General features: G+C 42.7%; 14 protein-coding genes. 4 read left to right on the top strand and 10 right to left on the bottom strand.

What is annotated here, in order from left to right; all coding sequences use genetic code 11:
• Positions 1–20: 20 nt before the first annotated feature.
• From rnr to J4N22_RS10820, 7 genes are all read right to left on the bottom strand, one after another.
• Complete coding sequence (gene rnr, locus J4N22_RS10790; protein WP_207494131.1) at positions 21–2,096, bottom strand: ribonuclease R; 2,076 nt, start codon at positions 2,094–2,096, stop codon at positions 21–23.
• Positions 2,093–3,175 carry a tetraacyldisaccharide 4'-kinase gene (gene lpxK / locus J4N22_RS10795; protein WP_207494134.1) on the bottom strand — a complete coding sequence of 361 codons (1,083 nt, stop codon included), beginning with the start codon at positions 3,173–3,175 and terminating at the stop codon, positions 2,093–2,095. The genes rnr and lpxK overlap by 4 nt, the downstream gene beginning before the upstream one ends.
• A complete protein-coding gene (locus J4N22_RS10800) occupies positions 3,165–3,737 on the bottom strand; it encodes a 5-formyltetrahydrofolate cyclo-ligase (protein ID WP_207494136.1) in 573 nt (190 codons plus the stop codon). Before J4N22_RS10800 ends, lpxK begins: the two co-directional genes overlap by 11 nt.
• Before the next feature lie 141 nt (positions 3,738–3,878).
• The gene (locus tag J4N22_RS10805) at positions 3,879–4,430 is read right to left on the bottom strand and encodes an RsmD family RNA methyltransferase (protein ID WP_207494138.1); all 552 of its coding nucleotides are present in this window, start codon (positions 4,428–4,430) and stop codon (positions 3,879–3,881) included.
• The gene (locus J4N22_RS10810) at positions 4,427–5,257 is read right to left on the bottom strand and encodes a DUF3822 family protein (RefSeq protein WP_207494140.1); all 831 of its coding nucleotides are present in this window, start codon (positions 5,255–5,257) and stop codon (positions 4,427–4,429) included. The genes J4N22_RS10805 and J4N22_RS10810 overlap by 4 nt, the downstream gene beginning before the upstream one ends.
• Before the next feature lie 82 nt (positions 5,258–5,339).
• Positions 5,340–6,092 (bottom strand): tetratricopeptide repeat protein, encoded by a 753-nt coding sequence (locus tag J4N22_RS10815; protein WP_207494142.1) that lies wholly within the window; start codon positions 6,090–6,092, stop codon positions 5,340–5,342.
• On the bottom strand, positions 6,089–6,442 hold the full coding sequence (locus J4N22_RS10820; RefSeq protein ID WP_207494145.1) for a dihydroneopterin aldolase: 354 nt from the start codon (positions 6,440–6,442) through the stop codon (positions 6,089–6,091). Before J4N22_RS10820 ends, J4N22_RS10815 begins: the two co-directional genes overlap by 4 nt.
• 228 nt (positions 6,443–6,670) lie before the next feature.
• Between J4N22_RS10820 and J4N22_RS10825 the strand changes: the two genes are divergently transcribed.
• A complete protein-coding gene (locus J4N22_RS10825) occupies positions 6,671–10,756 on the top strand; it encodes a M36 family metallopeptidase (RefSeq protein WP_207494147.1) in 4,086 nt (1,361 codons plus the stop codon).
• Positions 10,757–10,962: 206 nt separating this feature from the next.
• Here the strand turns inward: J4N22_RS10825 and trxB are convergent, their stop codons facing one another.
• Both trxB and J4N22_RS10835 read right to left on the bottom strand, forming a co-directional pair.
• Positions 10,963–11,904 carry a thioredoxin-disulfide reductase gene (gene trxB / locus J4N22_RS10830; RefSeq protein ID WP_207494149.1) on the bottom strand — a complete coding sequence of 314 codons (942 nt, stop codon included), beginning with the start codon at positions 11,902–11,904 and terminating at the stop codon, positions 10,963–10,965.
• A gap of 199 nt (positions 11,905–12,103) precedes the next feature.
• Entirely contained in the window at positions 12,104–12,979 is an 876-nt protein-coding gene (locus tag J4N22_RS10835; protein ID WP_207494152.1) for a DUF4249 domain-containing protein, read from the bottom strand.
• 127 nt (positions 12,980–13,106) lie between these two features.
• On the opposite strand from J4N22_RS10835, the gene J4N22_RS10840 reads away from it, so the two are divergent.
• Positions 13,107–13,964, top strand: a complete 858-nt coding sequence (locus J4N22_RS10840; RefSeq protein WP_242692128.1) for an OmpA/MotB family protein — start codon at positions 13,107–13,109, stop codon at positions 13,962–13,964.
• Positions 13,965–14,132: 168 nt separating this feature from the next.
• On the opposite strand, the gene J4N22_RS10845 is transcribed toward J4N22_RS10840, so the two are convergent.
• Positions 14,133–14,990, bottom strand: a complete 858-nt coding sequence (locus J4N22_RS10845; protein ID WP_207494154.1) for a sigma-70 family RNA polymerase sigma factor — start codon at positions 14,988–14,990, stop codon at positions 14,133–14,135.
• A 412-nt stretch (positions 14,991–15,402) separates the two neighbouring features.
• Here J4N22_RS10845 and J4N22_RS10850 point away from each other — a divergent pair, with 412 nt between their 5' ends.
• Both J4N22_RS10850 and pgi read left to right on the top strand, forming a co-directional pair.
• Entirely contained in the window at positions 15,403–16,419 is a 1,017-nt protein-coding gene (locus tag J4N22_RS10850) for a threonine aldolase family protein (protein ID WP_207494156.1), read from the top strand.
• 31 nt (positions 16,420–16,450) lie between these two features.
• On the top strand, positions 16,451–18,112 hold the full coding sequence (pgi, locus tag J4N22_RS10855) for a glucose-6-phosphate isomerase (RefSeq protein ID WP_207494158.1): 1,662 nt from the start codon (positions 16,451–16,453) through the stop codon (positions 18,110–18,112).
• The last annotated feature ends 90 nt before the right edge of the window (positions 18,113–18,202 follow it).

The raw sequence follows: 18,202 nt of genomic DNA on the forward strand, positions 1-18,202 counted from the left end.
ATTTCTTTTATTAATTATGTCTAATCGTGGAACTTACTACCTGAGGACTTCTTCTTTTTTCCTTCTTTTCCTTTCGGTTTGTCCTTTTCCCTTTTCGCTCTTTTTGGTTTTGAAACAGGCGCATCATTTTCTTCTTCGCCATCTGGTTTAAGCACCCATTCAAAATCCAACTGTCGCTTGGAAAGATTGGCTGCTACTACTTTTATCCAAACCTTGTCTCCCATTCTAAACTTGCGGCCACTACGCTTACCCACCAGGCTATAATCACCTTCTATCAACCTGAAATCATCAAAATCAATTAAGCTGGTTATTGGAACTAAGCCTTCACATTTATGCTCTACCGTTTCTACCCAAAAACCAAATGCAGCCACCCCGCTTACCACACCCAAAAAGGTCTCACCTATATGATCTTTCAAAAACTCTACCTGCTTGTATTTATTACCTGCACGTTCACTATCCATAGCACTACGTTCCATATTGCTACAGTGCTTGCACTTCTCTTCCATCTTCTTATCTATCACCGGCTGTCCGTCAAGACATGTAGCTAATACCCGGTGCACCAGCACATCGGGGTAGCGGCGAATAGGCGAGGTAAAATGACAGTAATGCTCGAAAGCTAGACCATAGTGACCGATGTTTTCAGAAGAGTAAACAGCCTTGGCCATTGTACGTATACCTAATTGCTCCAATACATGTTGCTCTGGTCTGCCTTTTACATCTTCCAGCATTTGGTTAAAACTGGAAGCAATTTTTTCAGGAGTAGAAGTATCGAACTTGTGGCCATATTTAGCAGCAAAAGCAACAAAAGGCAGCAGCTTTATTTCGTCAGGTACATCGTGTATGCGGTAAGCAAAAGGAACTTCTTTCTTATTAACTTTTATGTTTGAAACATATTCCGCCACTGTGCGATTAGCCAGCAACATGAACTCCTCAATAAGTTGGTGGGCTTCTTTACTTTCCTTCACTACAATTCCTATAGGCTTGCCTTTTTCATCCAGCTTAAATCTTACTTCGGTAGAAGTAAAATTGATGGCGCCCTTAGAAAAACGTTCGGACCTGTAGTGCTGTGCCAGTTTATTCAATAGAAGAACTTCTTCAGCATACTGCCCTTCTTTATTCTCTATAATTTCCTGTACATCTTCATAAGTAAATCGGTGATTACTATGGGTAACTGTTCTACCCAACCAGTGCTTTTTGATTTCTCCTGTGTTGATATTGATTTGAAAAACCGCTGAAAAAGTTAGCTTATCCTCATGAGGACGAAGTGAACACAACTCATTGGAAATTCTCTCAGGCAACATTGGGTTTACCCTATCAGGCAAGTAAACAGAAGTTGCACGACGGTAAGCTTCATTATCAAGCTCGCTACCGGGAGTAACATAATGGCTTACATCTGCAATGTGTACACCTATTTCGTAGATATTTCCCTTCAAAGGTTTTATAGAAATCGCATCATCGAAATCTCGTGCATCTACAGGGTCAATGGTGAATGTGAGCTCTTCGCGCATGTCGCGGCGTTTCTTTATTTCCGATTCACCAATGATATCCGGAAGCCTTGCTGCCTCCTCCATTACCTCATCATCAAACTGAAGCGGAAAGCCATTCTCCAGTAGTATTTCCTTCATGGCTATATCACTTTCATCTTCAGCTTGCAGCACCTGTATTATCTCACCTTCAGGTTTTTTATTGCCGCTGTCCCACTTGGTGATGCGCGCCAAAACCCTGTCTTTATCTTTAGCTCCATTCAATTTTTCGAGTGGAATATACAGGTCAGGCATTGGCTTATCTGTATCGGGAATAAAGAAAGCAAACGAAGCACTAACATCTACATGACCAATAAAATCTGATTGCTTACGATTGATTACTTCTATTACTTTTCCATCTTTGCGGCCATTTTTCGAATTTTCCCTGGTTACCTGTACCCGTACGGTGTCACCATTCAGAGCAGAATTGAAATCGTTAGGACGAACTAAAATATCACCTTCATCTTCCTTTACCACCACGTAACCAATCCCACTTCGGGTAATTTCTAATGTTCCTTTGTATAGCTCCAGGTTGTTTTTTTTACTACGGGAAGATTTCTGTTTTTTACTCATAATGATTTGTTGTTCGCTGAAAACCTGCTGATGAAGGTATGAACTACTTTATCAAAAGCTGTGCCCTCACCAAAGAGAAACTGGTGTCGCACAGGCAACACAAACAGTGGCATATCAATTAGTTCGTTTCTGAATTTTGCTAACCGGGTTGCATCCTTTTCCGTGGTGATGATGAATTTATGATTGTTTAGCTGCTCTAATTTGCTCCTGATCTCTTTCAGATCATCGATTGTAAAAATGTGGTGATCACCATACGTTTGCTCATAATAAGTATGTGCATGCGTTACCAGGTATTGCTTTAGAGGCTTTGGATTGGCAATGCCGCATACCAGCAATATTTCATCTTCAGCTTTTATGGAGCGCTGTTCTTTAGTGATGATATGGTAAGGAATATCGTAGGCTATGGTGGTAAAAAACACCTTTTGATGCTTCAGCGGGTTGATCTCCTTCACCAGGCTGTTTCTTTCCTCAATGGATAAATCCTGAGGACATTTGGTAACTACAATGACGTCTGCTCTTTTATACGAAGACCGTTGATCGCGCAGGTCGCCAGTTGGCAAAAACATGTCGCGGGTAAACAAGTTGTTGTAATCCGTGAGCATGATGTTCAAACCAGCTGTTATACTACGGTGCTGGAATGCATCGTCTAAAATGATAACCTGCGTGCCCGGCTTATCGTGTAGTAATTGCGGAATGGCAACTATTCTCTCCTCACCTACTGCTACGGCCACACCCGGAAATTTTTCGTGGAACTGCATTGGCTCATCACCTATTTCAAGCGCTGTAGTGCCCGCATGCGCCAGCACATATCCTTTGGTCTTTCTTTTATATCCACGACTGAGAGTAGCGACTTTGAATTCATTTTGCAGCAACCGAAGCAGGTATTCTACCATTGGCGATTTCCCTGTACCACCCACAGCCAGGTTGCCTACATTTATGATTGGCATATTGAAACGCGTACTCTTCAGTATGTTTTTATCAAACAGGAAATTGCGTATCACGATCACCAGGCCGTAAAGAAGAGAAAAAGGAAAGAGAAGAATGCGGAATGACTTGACCAGGTAAAAATTAAAATTCATACACTTTATGCGGTGTGATGCAGAAGTTTAAAGGTACATCAAATTGATCGGTGTCATCTATTTTATCAACCGGCTCAAAATAAGAGAAACCTACAGTAATAACATCTGCTCGGCAGTATTGCAGGTAACGATCATAGTAGCCTTTGCCATAACCCACACGGTAACCCTGGTTATCATAAGCTAGTAATGGCACCAGAACAAGATCCAATTCTATGGGTGGTATTTCCTCACCTGTTTCCGGCTCGGCTATGTTATACTTGTTCTCTACAAAGTCTGTCTCTTCATGCACATGAATGGCTTTCATGGAAGCATCATCGAAATTGATAACCGGATATGCTATGCGTACACCAGGAATATGATTTTCCAGGTAATAAGTAAAAAGATGCGTATTAGGTTCTGCTTGCGCTTCTAAAGGCCAATAACTAAGCAGGGTTTGCACCCTGTCTTCAAATGCAAGGCGCTGCAGTTGTATCAGCATCAGGTCATCCATCTTCAACCTGTCAGATGAAGTAAGTTCCTTTCTTTTGACTTTGTATATGTTCCGTAATTCCTTTTTCGTCATGCTGTGGATTTGGAAATGATGCCTTAGATCACCTAATGATTAACCTTTTTCAACTACTTCTACTAATGCCTTATTATTATAAAGCAGACATGGATCTTTATGAAATCCAATACGCCATTACAATCACCCGCGGCTGATTACCTACTCGTTCTCTTCTTTGTTTACAAAAAATGAAAAAATGGTAGTGCCGTAGTTGCGTGCAAAACTGAAGCCATCAAATTTTTCGTAGGCATTGCGGGGTGTATGCTCCAAAACGAAAAAGCCACCTGGCGCTATCAGCTTTCGTGACACGATGATTTTAGGAAGTTCGTCGATAGAACCAAGTGCATAAGGCGGGCCGGCAAAAATAAAATCGAATTGTTCAGTGCAGGAAGAAAGAAAGGTGAAAACATCCAGGCGTAACACTTTAGCATTTTCAACCTTCAGCATTTCCATTGTCTTCTTTATGAAGGCATGCATAGCTGTATCTTTTTCCACTATAGTAAGATCGGCTGCTCCACGAGAGGCCAGTTCGTAACTGATGCTGCCGGTACCACCAAACAGGTCAAGCGTTTTGATATCCTGCAGATCGATCCGTGTTTGTAAAATATTGAAAAGACCTTCTTTCGCTATATCCGTCGTAGGCCTTGTATGTGGCATATTTGGTGGTGGGTTAATTCTTCTTCCACCGAACTCTCCTGAAATTATCCTCATGATACTAGCTTACTAAATGGCGTGAAATAATGTGCAGGGTGCTGTTCCTGTTCAATTGCCTGTCCTTCGCCTAATACCTCCACCTCTATGTTGCTAAAGTATTTTTGCATTTCGCGGTAAAGATTTGACTGCAGCTCAATCATTCCAGACACCCTAACAAGTGGCCTGGCAAGTTCAAGTTGCTGTGTTATATTAAGCAGCATATACACCACATCTTCAGGCGCATCGTAACTAAAGCTTTGAATGAAAAGCAGCACTTGCTGGCGTAGAGCACAAACAATAAAATGAGAATGATAGAACTGGATATAGATCGTTTCGTTAGCCTTATTAGTATCTAATGCTGCTTGAACAATCTTAGTATAGATATGACTTGCGGACCTGATCTCATAATGCTTAAGCAATACATCGTTCCAGTTTATAGGTAGCCTGTAAACATTCACTATTGCCGGGTCACATTCTAACTTATCAAAAACTTTTAGATGAGCACCACCATCACCAAGCGCTAACCGCAGGTAATCGTCCGAGATTTCTTTATTGAACTTATAGGCAGGTACAAGTACAGACAGACCATTGTTAACTACAATATCTACAGAAGAAAATGCATTGGAAAGAATTTGCGACTGAGTCTTGATAGTAGAAAATGTAGCCTCAAGATCAGAAGCTTCTTCTGCATCAAAAGTGAACATTTCGAAAGCTACCACCTGTGAATGACCTTCATTGGAAACCGCACATGACAGGTGATGATCACCTATCTCAATAATTAACCTGTTACTGGTTTCGCCAGGCAAATAATTAGTAGAAAGTATCTTGAACTGCGTAGCAGGCATTGCGTATTTTTTTGCAGTGCAATGATACAGCATAGTTTTTAGCCACAGTACAAGCCGCCCTTTTTGAAGAGACCTTCAATCATCACAACATGTCCTGCAGCATCTTTTTTCCTTCTTCTTTTAATGCTGCATCATCGGCTGTACGATTTGGAAGCTTTACAAGCAAATTCAGAATTTCAATTGCTTTAGCTGGTTTATTATCCGCTTTGTAAGCTTTGGCAAGTTCAAGATGGTTCAGCACAAAATATTTATCCAGCTGGCGGCTTTTCTCCATGTACTTGATTGCATCATCAATGGTTGCATCCGGCAGGCCGCCAAAAAGTAGTTTCACCGCAGCCTTCTTAGCCCAATTCAGGTTCACCATTTCCATGTGCCATTTACCTAAAGTAAAAGAAGCCCTGGCATGTACCGGGTTGAGTGCAAGAGCTTTATCAGCATAATCCTTTACTTCCTTTACATAAGCCACTATCTTTTTATTCTCCGTTTCGGTTTCGGTAAGTTTTCCTGCAACAACTGCACGTACATAATTAGCGTCAGCATTGTTGGCATCTACCTGCAGTGCTTTATCAGCATAAGTTTTAGCCTGGTCAAAATAGGTCTTCTTTGCTTTCTTGTCGGCCAGTCTTGCACCAATCCCGCTGCTCAGTTCGGATGCCTTTACCAGCGCTTGTATATTGTCGGGATCGGTAGCCAATACCTGCTTGTACTTATCAAGCGCCTCACTATCCTTTAAAGAACGCTCCGCATTCTCTGCTTCTTTCAATAAAGTTTTTATATCCTGCGCCACCAGCGGAGCAGCTGCAAATAATAATAGAGCTAAAAGAACCTGCTTCATAAGTTATTCCTGTTTAATTCGAAACTAACACCAACCACACCCTGGAAGTTGGGAATAGGGGCATTTAATTTATGTATAGAAATATTCACCTGCTGTACGTTGTTAAACTTCCTCATGATATCCAGCACAATCTCAGTTGCTATTGTTTCTAACAATGCCGTACGTTTTTGCATGCGATCTTTTACAATAGTATAAAGAGATGTGTAATCTACTGTCTCCTGCAGGTGTAAAACAGGAACTTTTAACGGTTCATACGAGGCAACCAGGTTTACTTCAAACTCGTTCCCGGTAAGCTCTTCCTCCGAAAATAGCCCATGCGTGTGCTGGATCTTTACGTTTTTTAATATCACAGAAAGCATATACCTGTTTAAGGCACAAATTAAATCGATCGGCTGTACATCTACGGAAATGTTTTAAGGAAGCGTTTACAAAATTTTAACATTGGCATTGCTTTTGCTTCTACGGTAGAACAAGATCCTGTCACCACACCTTCTGTTGAAGGCTTTCTCCAATTCTATTGAAAAAGCACCATCCCTAATCCTTTACTACACCCTATTTATAAACTTAAACTTTAGAAAATGAAGACAACTTTAAAGCTGTTATTCTTTATTTTCTGCTTGATGGTGTTTGGCCCTGCCATAGCACAACAATCAGAATTAGCCGCAGTAAAGGCTTATCTCGAAAAGCACAAGGAACAATTTCAACTTTCACCAACAGACTATGCAGATGTAGGAATTACACATTCTTACACAGAAAAGGAAACGCCAATCAAGCGTATCTATGCACAACAAAAAATTGGCGGTATTGATGTAGTAGGCGGAAGCTTTTCACTGCATGTAAATACCAGGAACAACTATGAAGTAGGAACCAATCAACTGCTTCCTATCCATGCTTTCCAAAAAGATGGTTCTTTCCCGTATCGTACAGCTGAATTTGCCGCAAAAAAAGCACTGGAACATATTGGTGCCGGTGTTACAGGTTTACAGGTAAAACAAGCTGCTGGCGGTGCTGAAAAGAAAACCGTATTCAAACGCAATGAAGCAGCCATGTGGGATGTACCGGCAAGGCTGGTATACCTGGCTGATGAAAAAGCTAAGAAGCTAAAGCTAGCGTGGGAAGTGCAGGTTTACGAGTACAACAAAAAGCACTACTGGGTAATGTACATCGAAGACCAGGGCGGCAAGATCTTGAAAAAAGTAGACCTGGTAGTAAAATGCCAGTTTGATGGACCGGCTACAGATGCTGATCATCAAAACCACAAGCACGAACTGGAAGTGGAAAAGGTACAGGATTCACCAGAGCCACTTTCGCCTTTTTTAAGAAATATAACTGCTACCAACAATGCATACCGCGTATACGATATGCCTATAGAAGCACCTAATGACCCTATAGCTTCACACTCTTTAGTTTCAGGCAAAGAAGATGACGTAGCCTCAACTGATGGATGGCATAGAGTAGGTGCTGGTGCGCCTTTCAATTATTCGCGTGGTAACAACGTGTGGGCATTCTGGGATCCTAGCCCTACTCCATTAGGCGGTGTTCCTTCACCTGCAAATTCTGCTTTTAATAATGGTGGACCGCTAGGTGCTCCAACGCTTACAGAGCCATTCACCTTTGATTATCCAATCAATCTTGCACAGGAACCAGAAGCATATAGGAATGCAGCTATTGTAAACCTTTTTTACTGGAACAACCTGATACACGATGTGTATTATAAGTATGGTTTTAATGAAGATGCAGGTACCTTCCAAACATCACACATCTTTAGCGATGGACAACATGGTAGTACAGCGGCCCTTGATGGTCAGCTGGATGAAGTACTGGCGCAGGCGCAAGATGGCGGTGGTACCAATAATGCCAATTTCCTTACGCTACCTGATGGTACACATGGCCAGATGCAGATGTACCTGTGGACTGCCTCTATTCCAGACTCAATGGTGCAAATCACTTCTTCATCATCAGGTATACCACCTGCTGGCACTAAATTCATCGCAATAAAAGGTTCATTTGCCAGCCCTTCACAACAAAACCTGCATACCAACCCGGTAGTAAACAAGCAGTTTGTTATTGTGAAGAAAAACCCGCTTTCTACAGTAGGTAGCGACTCTGAAGGCTGTTCAACCGGCCAACAAAGTGTTGCTTTACCTCCGGGAAATGATGTGCAGGATAAGATCGTTCTGATTGACAGAGGTAACTGTTCATTTGTAGAAAAAGTATTTGGTGCACAACAAGGCGGAGCAGCCGGTGTTATCATCATCAACAATGTAGATGGACCACCAATGGCAATGGGTGGCGCCGATGCACCAGGATTTCTTATTACTATTCCTGCTGTGATGATCAGCAAAGCTGATGGTGAAATACTAAAAGCACAACTTCGTGCAGGTGCTACCATCATCGGTTCATTAAAACAAGATAATCCTCCTGCTCCTAAGCGTGATGGAGATCTTGACAATGGTGTTATTGCACACGAATATGGTCATGGTATTTCTAACAGGCTTACCGGCGGTAGAAAAGCACTAGGTCCATTAGGTGGCAGCGAGCAAGGCGGTGAAGGCTGGAGCGACTTTATTGCGCTACACATGATCACCCGCACCAATGATCTTCTACCAGCTACTGCAGATCATCCTAATGGTGTACTGCCAGATAAAGGAATTGGTACGTACGTAGTTTATCAACCAAGCACTACCGGTGCAGGTATCCGTCCAACACGCTACAGCATCAGCAAAAGCGTAAACCCTTCATTGTTCAAAGACATAGCAAAAGGTGGAGAGATAACCGTTCCGCACGGCGTAGGCTACATCTGGTGTACTATGCTGTACGAAATGATGCAGGAGATGATTGACGAATATGGTTTCAATGATAATATTTATAACGCAGCAGCGCCTAATGCAGCAGGTACAGCACCTATGGCAGGAAGTGGTGGTAACAACATTGCTATGCGCCTGGTGATAGAAGGTATGAAGATCCAACCTACTGCACCTACTTTCCAGCAGCAGCGCGATGCTATACTTAAAGCAGATACTTTATTGTATGGTGGTGTAAACGGCTGCAGAATATGGAGAGCATTTGCAAAGAGAGGTTTAGGATTAGGAGCAAGAAGCGGCAGCAATGCTTTGGGTGATGAAGTACAGGGTTTTGACGTACCAAATGCTTGCGATAACACGCAACTGCGGATGAATGTGAAGATAGATGGACCAGAAAGAGTGGATAATAATACTTTGGCGACTTACACAGTTACGGTAAGAAATATCCAAACGACAGATATCGCTAATGTTGTTATCAAAGACTCTATCCCAATGAACACCAGCTTCATTTCAGCATCAGACGGTGGTACACAAGTAGGTAATTTCGTGGTATGGAACCTGGCTACTCTTCCAGCAGGTCAAACAAAAACACTTACCATGACACTTGCTGTAAGCCTGCCTGAAGCATCTGTTACTCGTTTCTTTGATGATCATGAATCAGGTGGAGCAAACTGGACTACAGATCCTCGTCCTGACACATGGCAGCGTCGCAATCTTCCTTCTCAGTCTTACAGTGGCAACTTCCATTGGTATGCACGCGAAGTAGAAGATCCAACACACAATGTTTGGTTGCAAATGGTACCACAGGTTACTATTCCTGCTGGCGGTGCTAAACTATCGTTCTACCACAAATACAATACTGAGCGCAACTACGATGGCGGTATAGTAGAAGTATCGGTGAATAATGGTCCATGGACTTACCTTCCTCCAAACAAGTTTGAGAAGAACGGTTACAATTCTGTTATCCAGCCGGCAGACAATCCGAACATTGGCACTGCAGCTACATCTGCTTTCTCAGGTGCTACTGCAGGGTATATCAATTCTGTAGCTGACCTGAGCGATTATGCAGGACAGCAGATAAGGGTTCGTTTCCGCTATACATGCGATGTAGCAAGCCTTGCTTCAGGAACTGACCCAGGCTGGTATATGGATGATGTATACATCATCAGCAACCTGACCACAATCACTAATAAAGTAACCTTGGACGTAGCAAGTGGTAGTGCACAAATATTTGACTCTACCGGCAATACACCAGAGGCAAGCTTCACTACAATAGTTATCGAAAATGCTACTCTGCCTACTGCTATCTCTTCATTGAGTGCAGCAGCACAGCGCAATCACATCAGGCTTAGCTGGAAGACCTTCACCGAAGTGAAGAACAATGGTTTTGAAATAGAAAGAAAAGCTGAGAACGAAACCGACTTCCGCCCTATTGGATTTGTAAAAGGTGCAGGCAACAGCACACAAGAAAAAGGATACATCTTCAATGATGCTGATGTACGTGCAGGTATATTCTACCATTACAGGCTGAAGCAGAAAGATGTGGATGGAAACTTCACTTATACCAATGTGGCAGTTGCAAAACTGGGCACTAAAGAAAGTGGAATCGTTTTCGACATCATGCCTAATCCTGCAACCAGTGTAGCCAACCTGGTGGTTAGCACGCCTGGCAGAAACACCGGCCTTATCCGCCTGTACGATGCCATGGGTAAACCAATTACAACTTTCAATGCCTCATCTGCAATGAGCAGTGTACAGCGTTACGAAGTAAATGTAAGTACACTTCCTGCAGGTACATATTGGGTTGAGCTAATTGTAGACGATGTAAAAATGACCAAACGCCTGGTGGTAAACAGGTAAACCAGATCTCACTATTCTCTGAAATACAAGAGGCTGCTCCAAATGGGCAGCCTCTTTAGTTAAATGAGGTTTTTGTTAACCGGCACCTATTCCTTCTTCAGCCCCGGTTGCGTCGCACACTTGTACATTTAGGTGTACATCATCAATCCTGGCTTCAGATGGTATCCAACTTCTTTACATACACATTATGAGGAAGAGACAGGGCACTAGATACCTTTCATAGCTAAATAGCGCTCGGCATCTAAAGCAGCCATACATCCACTGCCTGCAGCAGTTACAGCCTGGCGATAAATCTTATCCTGCACATCACCTGCAGCAAATACACCTTCTATAATGGTTTTACTGGTGCCTGGAGTTGTCAGCAGGTAACCGGCATCATCCATTTCGAGCCAGCCTTTAAAGATGTCGCTGTTAGGTTTGTGACCAATAGCTACAAAAAATGCACTCACCGGAATGTCGGCAGTTGTATTGGTTTCATGGTTCATGATGCGAACAGCTTCTACCTTCTTTTCACCCAGCACCTCCTGCGTAGAAGTGTTCCAGTAAACCTTGATATTCTCAGTTTTAAAAACGCGATCCTGCATGATCTTAGAGGCACGCATCTGGTCGCGGCGCACCAGCATATGTACAGTGCTGCAGAGCTTAGAAAGATATAAGGCTTCTTCGGCAGCAGTGTCACCAGCACCTACTATTGCTACTTCTTTTCCTTTAAAAAAGAAACCATCACATACAGCACAAGCACTTACGCCATAACCATTCAGTCGTTGCTCACTTTCCAGTCCCAGCCATTTAGCCGATGCACCTGTGCTTATAATAACTGAGTCGGCTGTAATCAACTTTTCTTCATCAATCCATACCTTGAACGGCGGCTCCATGAAGTCAACCTTTGTAGCCATTCCATAACGAATGTCCGCTCCCATACGTGCTGCCTGTTTTTCAAAATCGATCATCATTTCAGGACCCTGGACGCCTTCAGGATAACCCGGGTAGTTTTCTACTTCTGTAGTTATGGTAAGTTGTCCTCCGGGTTGAATGCCCTGGTAAAGCACCGGCTTAAGGTTAGCACGGGCAGCATAGATAGCAGCAGTATAACCTGCCGGTCCCGAACCTATTATTAAGCAATGAACGTGTTCTGTATTATTTTCCATTTTAGGGGTTTTATCACGAGGCTACCCTCGCTCGTCTTTTCTAATGAATGCCAGGTTGTGGTTTGAGTGCGCAAACTGGTGAATAAAGCAGTTAAAGTACAAGTGTGCGACGCAACTACAGCTGATAAATGTTCTGCTGGCGGCGACAAAATTAAATTACTACACATTGCCAGAGGTGGCATTTTCTCAACATGAACTGTTATTTGGGGATAATAAGTGAAATATACTGCACCGCGTAACCGCAAAAAGCACCCAGCGCACCATTGTTTACATTTCCCAGGACCCGCACCGGGCTCGCAAATGGATTGCCAACGCTCTGGTAGCCAAACTCCAGCGTGCGCCAGAAGTCGTAGGTGGCTTTATCAATATTGGCAAATTTCACAGTTACGGTATCTCCCCTTCCAAACGAGCGCCTATGCCCTTCTCCATTGTTCCGGTCTTTTCCTTGCTCTACAGTTACATTATAAGTAGTACCATCAACCACCTGGTCGTCGTGCACGGAGTTATCGCCGGGTAAAAAGTTGCCGTTGTTGGTGCTGGTATAGTAACGGATATAATTTCCTAATCCTGGCGGATCGGTGATTTTCGCCATCAGCCACACCCTGGACGTATCGCTGAACCTTGTCGGTTCGTGCCACAGGCTGTCTATGGTTTTGGTAAGTTTGGGAATAGTGGTAGTGGAAGTATAGGATCTATTGTCAACACCTATGGATAATGTATAGGTTTTCTCCTGCTCACCCAGCATATTTAGGGCAGCGTTGGTGGTATCAGTAGAATAATAAGTAAGCGTGTACAGTCCTAAAACCGGCACATGGTATTCCTTTAGGTTTACTGTCCTGGTACCATCGTTAAGGGTAAGATTGGCTCCGCGTACAACAGAAGCGGCTACTACATCAGGGGAAAAGGATGAAAAGTAATTGATAGACTTACTTAATATAACATAAGGCGGTTGTCCATCTTCAATAATGCCATCGACTACCAGTAGCGGCTCTTGTATTTCCGGCTGAACATTGATTGTTTTTTCGCACGAGATAGCCATTACTGAAAGCAGGAATAGCCAAAATGTGTTTTTCATAAAGCAAAAGTACGGTGGTAAAATATATGAGCAGAAACTATAACAATTACATCACCATTCGGTTGAGTTTCAACAACTACACCTGCAAATGGCATGGAAATTTTGCACCTACTGCAAATTGTTCATAATGAGAAAAACACTTTCAGTACCAGTAATGGTTGTTTGTGCTGCACTATCGCTTAGTTCGTGTGTGGCAAAACGACATTTAGTAAATGCAGAAAACAATATCCAGCGACTGCAGATGGACAGCACCCAGATGTCGGCAAGGATAAACACCCTTGAACAGAATGTTAGCCGGATGGAAGCCAGCATCCGCGATCTTGAAGCCAACAGAACCTCCCTTCAACAACAACTAAGTGCAACGCGGCAGGAAGCTTCGAGCCGCCTGCAGGATGCCAGCACCCGCTTGAACCTGAGTGCGGCCCAGATAGCTGACCAGCAAAAAAGGCTGGAGTATATGCAGCAACTAATAGAGCAGCAAAGGCGAGCTACACAGGAACTAAGAAAAAAGGTGAGCGATGCTTTGGGCAACTTCAACACGGAAGAATTGACCGTTTCTACCAAGAATGGAAAAGTATATGTTAGTCTGCAGGAAAACCTGCTTTTCCCTTCAGGAAGTGCGGTAGTAAATCCTAAAGGACGACAGGCATTGGGAACTTTGGCAGGTGTACTCAACAGTAATCCTGAGATCAATGTATTGATAGAAGGTCATACAGACTCCATTCCTATGCGTGGTCGTTTTGCTGACAACTGGGAACTGAGTACAGCGCGTGCAAATGCGATAGTGAGAATATTGACAGATACGTACAAAGTAGAACCAACAAGAGTAACAGCCAGTGGCCGCGCCTGGTACGACCCGGTTGATACCAATCTAACAACACAAGGGCGTGCAAAGAATCGCAGAACAGAAATCATTTTAGAACCAAGGCTTGACCAGTTGATGGAGCTGATAAGATATGGAGAAGAGGGAACTGCGGGGCAGTGAGCTGGTAATTAGTTGATCAGTTGATTAGTTGATCAGTAACTGGTGATTAGTTACAAGTTTTCGACTTTAGAGTTTTGACTTTTGACATTTGACTTTTGAATTTCTAACACAAAACAAAACCCCTTCCAGTTAGGAAGGGGTTTTTACTTTTTATCTATGTAGGAAAGATTATCCTAAATATGCTTTCAGCGCATTGCTATAACGTGCTTTTTGAAGACGTTTGATAGCTCTTTCTTTGATCTGGCGGATACGTTCTTTTGTAAGATCATATTTTTGACCGATCTGCTCAATGGTAACACCATTTTCGCCATCTAAACCAAAATATGCATTAACGATCTCGGCTTCACGTGGAGATAGAGACTTCAATACCCGACGAATTTCTTCTCTTAAACTATCCTTCATTACATCGTCGTCGGTATCATCACCACCTTCCAGCAGGTCACCCATTGCTACGTCTTCAGCTTCGTGCACAGGTGCATCCAGGGAAGTGTGACGGGTATTGCTTTGAAAGATATTGTTGATCTCAGTCTCACTCATTTCCAGGATCTCAGCTAACTCTTCAGTGCTTGGCTCCCTTTCGTGTTCCTGTTCAAAAGCCATGTAAGCTTTATTGGCTTTGTTATAAGTTCCGATTTTATTTTGTGGCAGACGAACCAACCTACCCTGCTCGGCCAAAGCCTGCAAAATTGATTGACGGATCCACCAAACTGCATAAGATATGAATTTGAAACCTTTTGTTTCGTCGAAACGCTGGGCCGCTTTTATCAAACCGAGGTTACCCTCATTTATCAGGTCGCTTAGCGAAAGCCCCTGGTGTTGGTATTGTTTTGCAACAGACACTACGAAACGAAGGTTAGCGGTAGTAAGTCTTTCCAAAGCTCTCTGATCGCCCATTTTTATTTTCTGGGCCAGGATCGTTTCCTCTTCGGGAGTGATCATTGGGATCTTAGAGATTTCCTGGAGGTACTTTTCTACAGCTTGCGAATCGCGGTTCGTAATCTGTGTGGCAATTTTGAGCTGCCTCATAATTTAATTGAATGTATTGGTTAAAGTAAAACGCTTGTAAGACATTGATGTACATGAACTGGTTGCAATAACAATGCTAAACGCCATAATTCAAATGTCTGCAAAGGTAAGTTGCAACATTGGTTTTTGCCAGCGTTTGTGGAAAAAGATAACCGGATTGTATATAATTTAACCCTTTGTAACTAAAAATTTAGTATATCAGTCAATTTTGATTTCTTCTTCCTTCTATTCCAACCACTATTGATTTACAGTTTTTTCTACTTCATTAGCTTAAACTTTTTTAAGTAAAGAAATTCTCCTATCCGGGAGTAGCTTTTTGTAGAACGAAATGTTTGGGTATGCGGCGAAATAATATTCAAAAAGCATACCCTATTGTTTCTTTTACCACTATAGATAGTAATTTCGTGCCCCTATGATTGATTACCGGTCAGACACCTTTACCAAGCCAACTCCAGCCATGCTGGAAGCCATGTTTAGAGCCGAAGTAGGCGACGATGTTTTTGAAGAAGATCCCACCATCAATAAGCTGGAAATACTTTCTGCAGACATGTTTGGCAAAGAAGCTGGATTGTTTTGTCCTAGTGGAACAATGACAAACCAAATAGCGATTAAATGCCATACGCAACCCGGCGATGAAGTGATCTGCGAAGAACTTTCGCATGTTTACATATATGAAGGTGGCGGCATAGCCTTCAATGCGGCTGCATCTGTACGGCCGGTAAAAGGCGACAGGGGAAGAATTACTGCCGAACAAGTACGGGAGGCTATTAACCCGGAAGATATTCATAAACCTTATTCTGCATTGGTGAGCCTGGAAAATACTGCGAACCGCGGCGGCGGAAGTTGCTATGATTTTGCTGAGCTTGAAAAGATAAAAGAGGTTTGTAAAGAACAAGGGTTGGCACTTCACCTGGATGGAGCACGATTATTCAATGCATTGGTGGCCAAAAATGAAAAGCCCCAGGCATACGGGCAGGTTTTTGATACTATTTCACTATGCCTTAGCAAAGGATTAGGAACACCAGTTGGTAGTGTATTATTGGGAGACAAGAACTTTATAAAGAAGGCGCGCCGGGTAAGAAAAGTTTTAGGAGGAGGAATGAGGCAGGCAGGTTACCTTGCTGCCGCCGGCATATATGCTCTTGAAAATCATATTGACCGGTTGGCTGAAGATCACCAACATGCACAAATGCTGGCTGATGCATTGGCCAGTAAAGATTTTGTTAGAGTGATCAACCCGGTAGAGACCAACATCCTGATATTTGAAGTGAAGGGAAGATTTACACCACAAGGATTGGTTGACAAACTGATGAACGAGTATGACATTAAATGTATAGCCATTTCGCGTACACAAGTAAGATTGGTTTTACATCTAGATGTAACAAGAGAAATGGTAGAGAAAACTATTGATGTATTACAACAGCTGTAATACCTTCATTTTAATATTTAAAGGTTATTGAATGCTTCCTAAAGTAAATCCCACCAATACACAAGCCTGGCTGCTGCTGAGACGACATTTTGAAGAAGAGATGCAACGTACGCACATGCGCAAATTATTTGACGCTGATGCAGAAAGGTTCTCTAAGTTCAGTCTCCAGTTCAATGATATCCTGTTTGATTATTCAAAAAATATCCTGACGCAGAAGACCATGCAGTTGTTGTTTCAACTGGCGGAAGAATGCCAGCTAAGGCAATCAATAGACAGCATGTTTGGTGGTGAAAGGATTAATGAAACGGAAGATCGTGCTGTACTTCATGTGGCTTTACGCAATATGGGTAATGCACCATACATGGTAAATGGCGAAGATGTGATGCCTGGTGTGGTAAAGGTGCGCAAGCAAATGAAGACCTTCTGCGATAAAGTACATTCGGGTGATTGGAAAGGTTATACAGGCAAGCGGATCAAGAGTATCGTGAACATTGGTATTGGAGGAAGCGACCTGGGACCAGTGATGGTTACAGAAGCACTGAAGCCTTATTGGAAGAAAAACATACAGACCTACTTTGTAAGTAATGTAGATGGAACTCATATAGCCGAGACGCTAAAAAAGGTTAAGCCGGAAGAGACTTTATTCCTTGTGGCAAGTAAGACCTTTACTACCCAAGAAACTATGACCAATGCACATACTGCACGTTCATGGTTCCTGGAGCAGGCTATAGATGAAGCACATATTGCAAAACATTTTGTTGCCCTTAGCACCAATGAAAAAGAGGTGGTGAAATTCGGAATTGCACCTGAGAATATGTTTGAATTCTGGGATTGGGTTGGCGGAAGATATTCTTTGTGGAGTGCAATTGGTTTATCTATAGCATTGACCATTGGCTATAACAACTTTGAAGAATTACTACACGGTGCTTACGAGGTTGATGAACATTTCCGCAGAGAAAAGTTCTCTGGCAACATCCCGGTGATCATGGCGTTGATCGGCCTTTGGTATACCAACTTCTTCAATGCGCAGAGCGAGGCAATCCTACCTTACGACCAGTACATGCATAGGTTTGCGGCATATTTCCAGCAAGGAAATATGGAGAGCAATGGAAAGTCAGTAGATCGTAACGGATACGAGGTTAACTACCCTACCGGTCCTGTTATCTGGGGCGAACCCGGCACCAATGGTCAACACGCTTTTTACCAGCTCATCCACCAGGGCACACTTATTATTCCTTGCGATTTTATAGCACCAGCTATTAGTCATAATCCTATTGGTGATCATCATGTAAAACTGTTGAGCAACTATTTTGCACAAACAGAAGCATTAATGAATGGTAAGACTGAAGACGAAGTAAAACAGGAACTAACAAAGGCTGGGTTGAACAAAGAAGAGATCAAAAAGCTGGTGAAGTTCAAAGTCTTCAAAGGGAATAAGCCTACGAATTCATTTATGGTAAAACAGGTAACACCACGTACATTAGGTAACCTCGTAGCGATGTACGAACACAAGATATTTGTACAGGGCGCTATCTGGAATATCTTCAGCTTCGACCAGTGGGGTGTAGAGCTAGGAAAACAACTAGCAAATAAAATATTGCCTGAACTGGAAAATAATGATACTGTAAATTCTCATGACAGCTCTACCAATGGATTGATCAATGCGTTTAAGACGTTGAGAGCACAAGGTTAGGGTTTAAGGTTTAAAGTATAAAGTTTAAGGTTAGGCTTATATGAAAAAAAGGCAACTGTGAACCAGTTGCCTTTTTTTATGGAGCAGAGG

It is taken from the genome of Aridibaculum aurantiacum (assembly GCF_017355875.1).
Classification (GTDB): domain Bacteria; phylum Bacteroidota; class Bacteroidia; order Chitinophagales; family Chitinophagaceae; genus Segetibacter; species Segetibacter aurantiacus.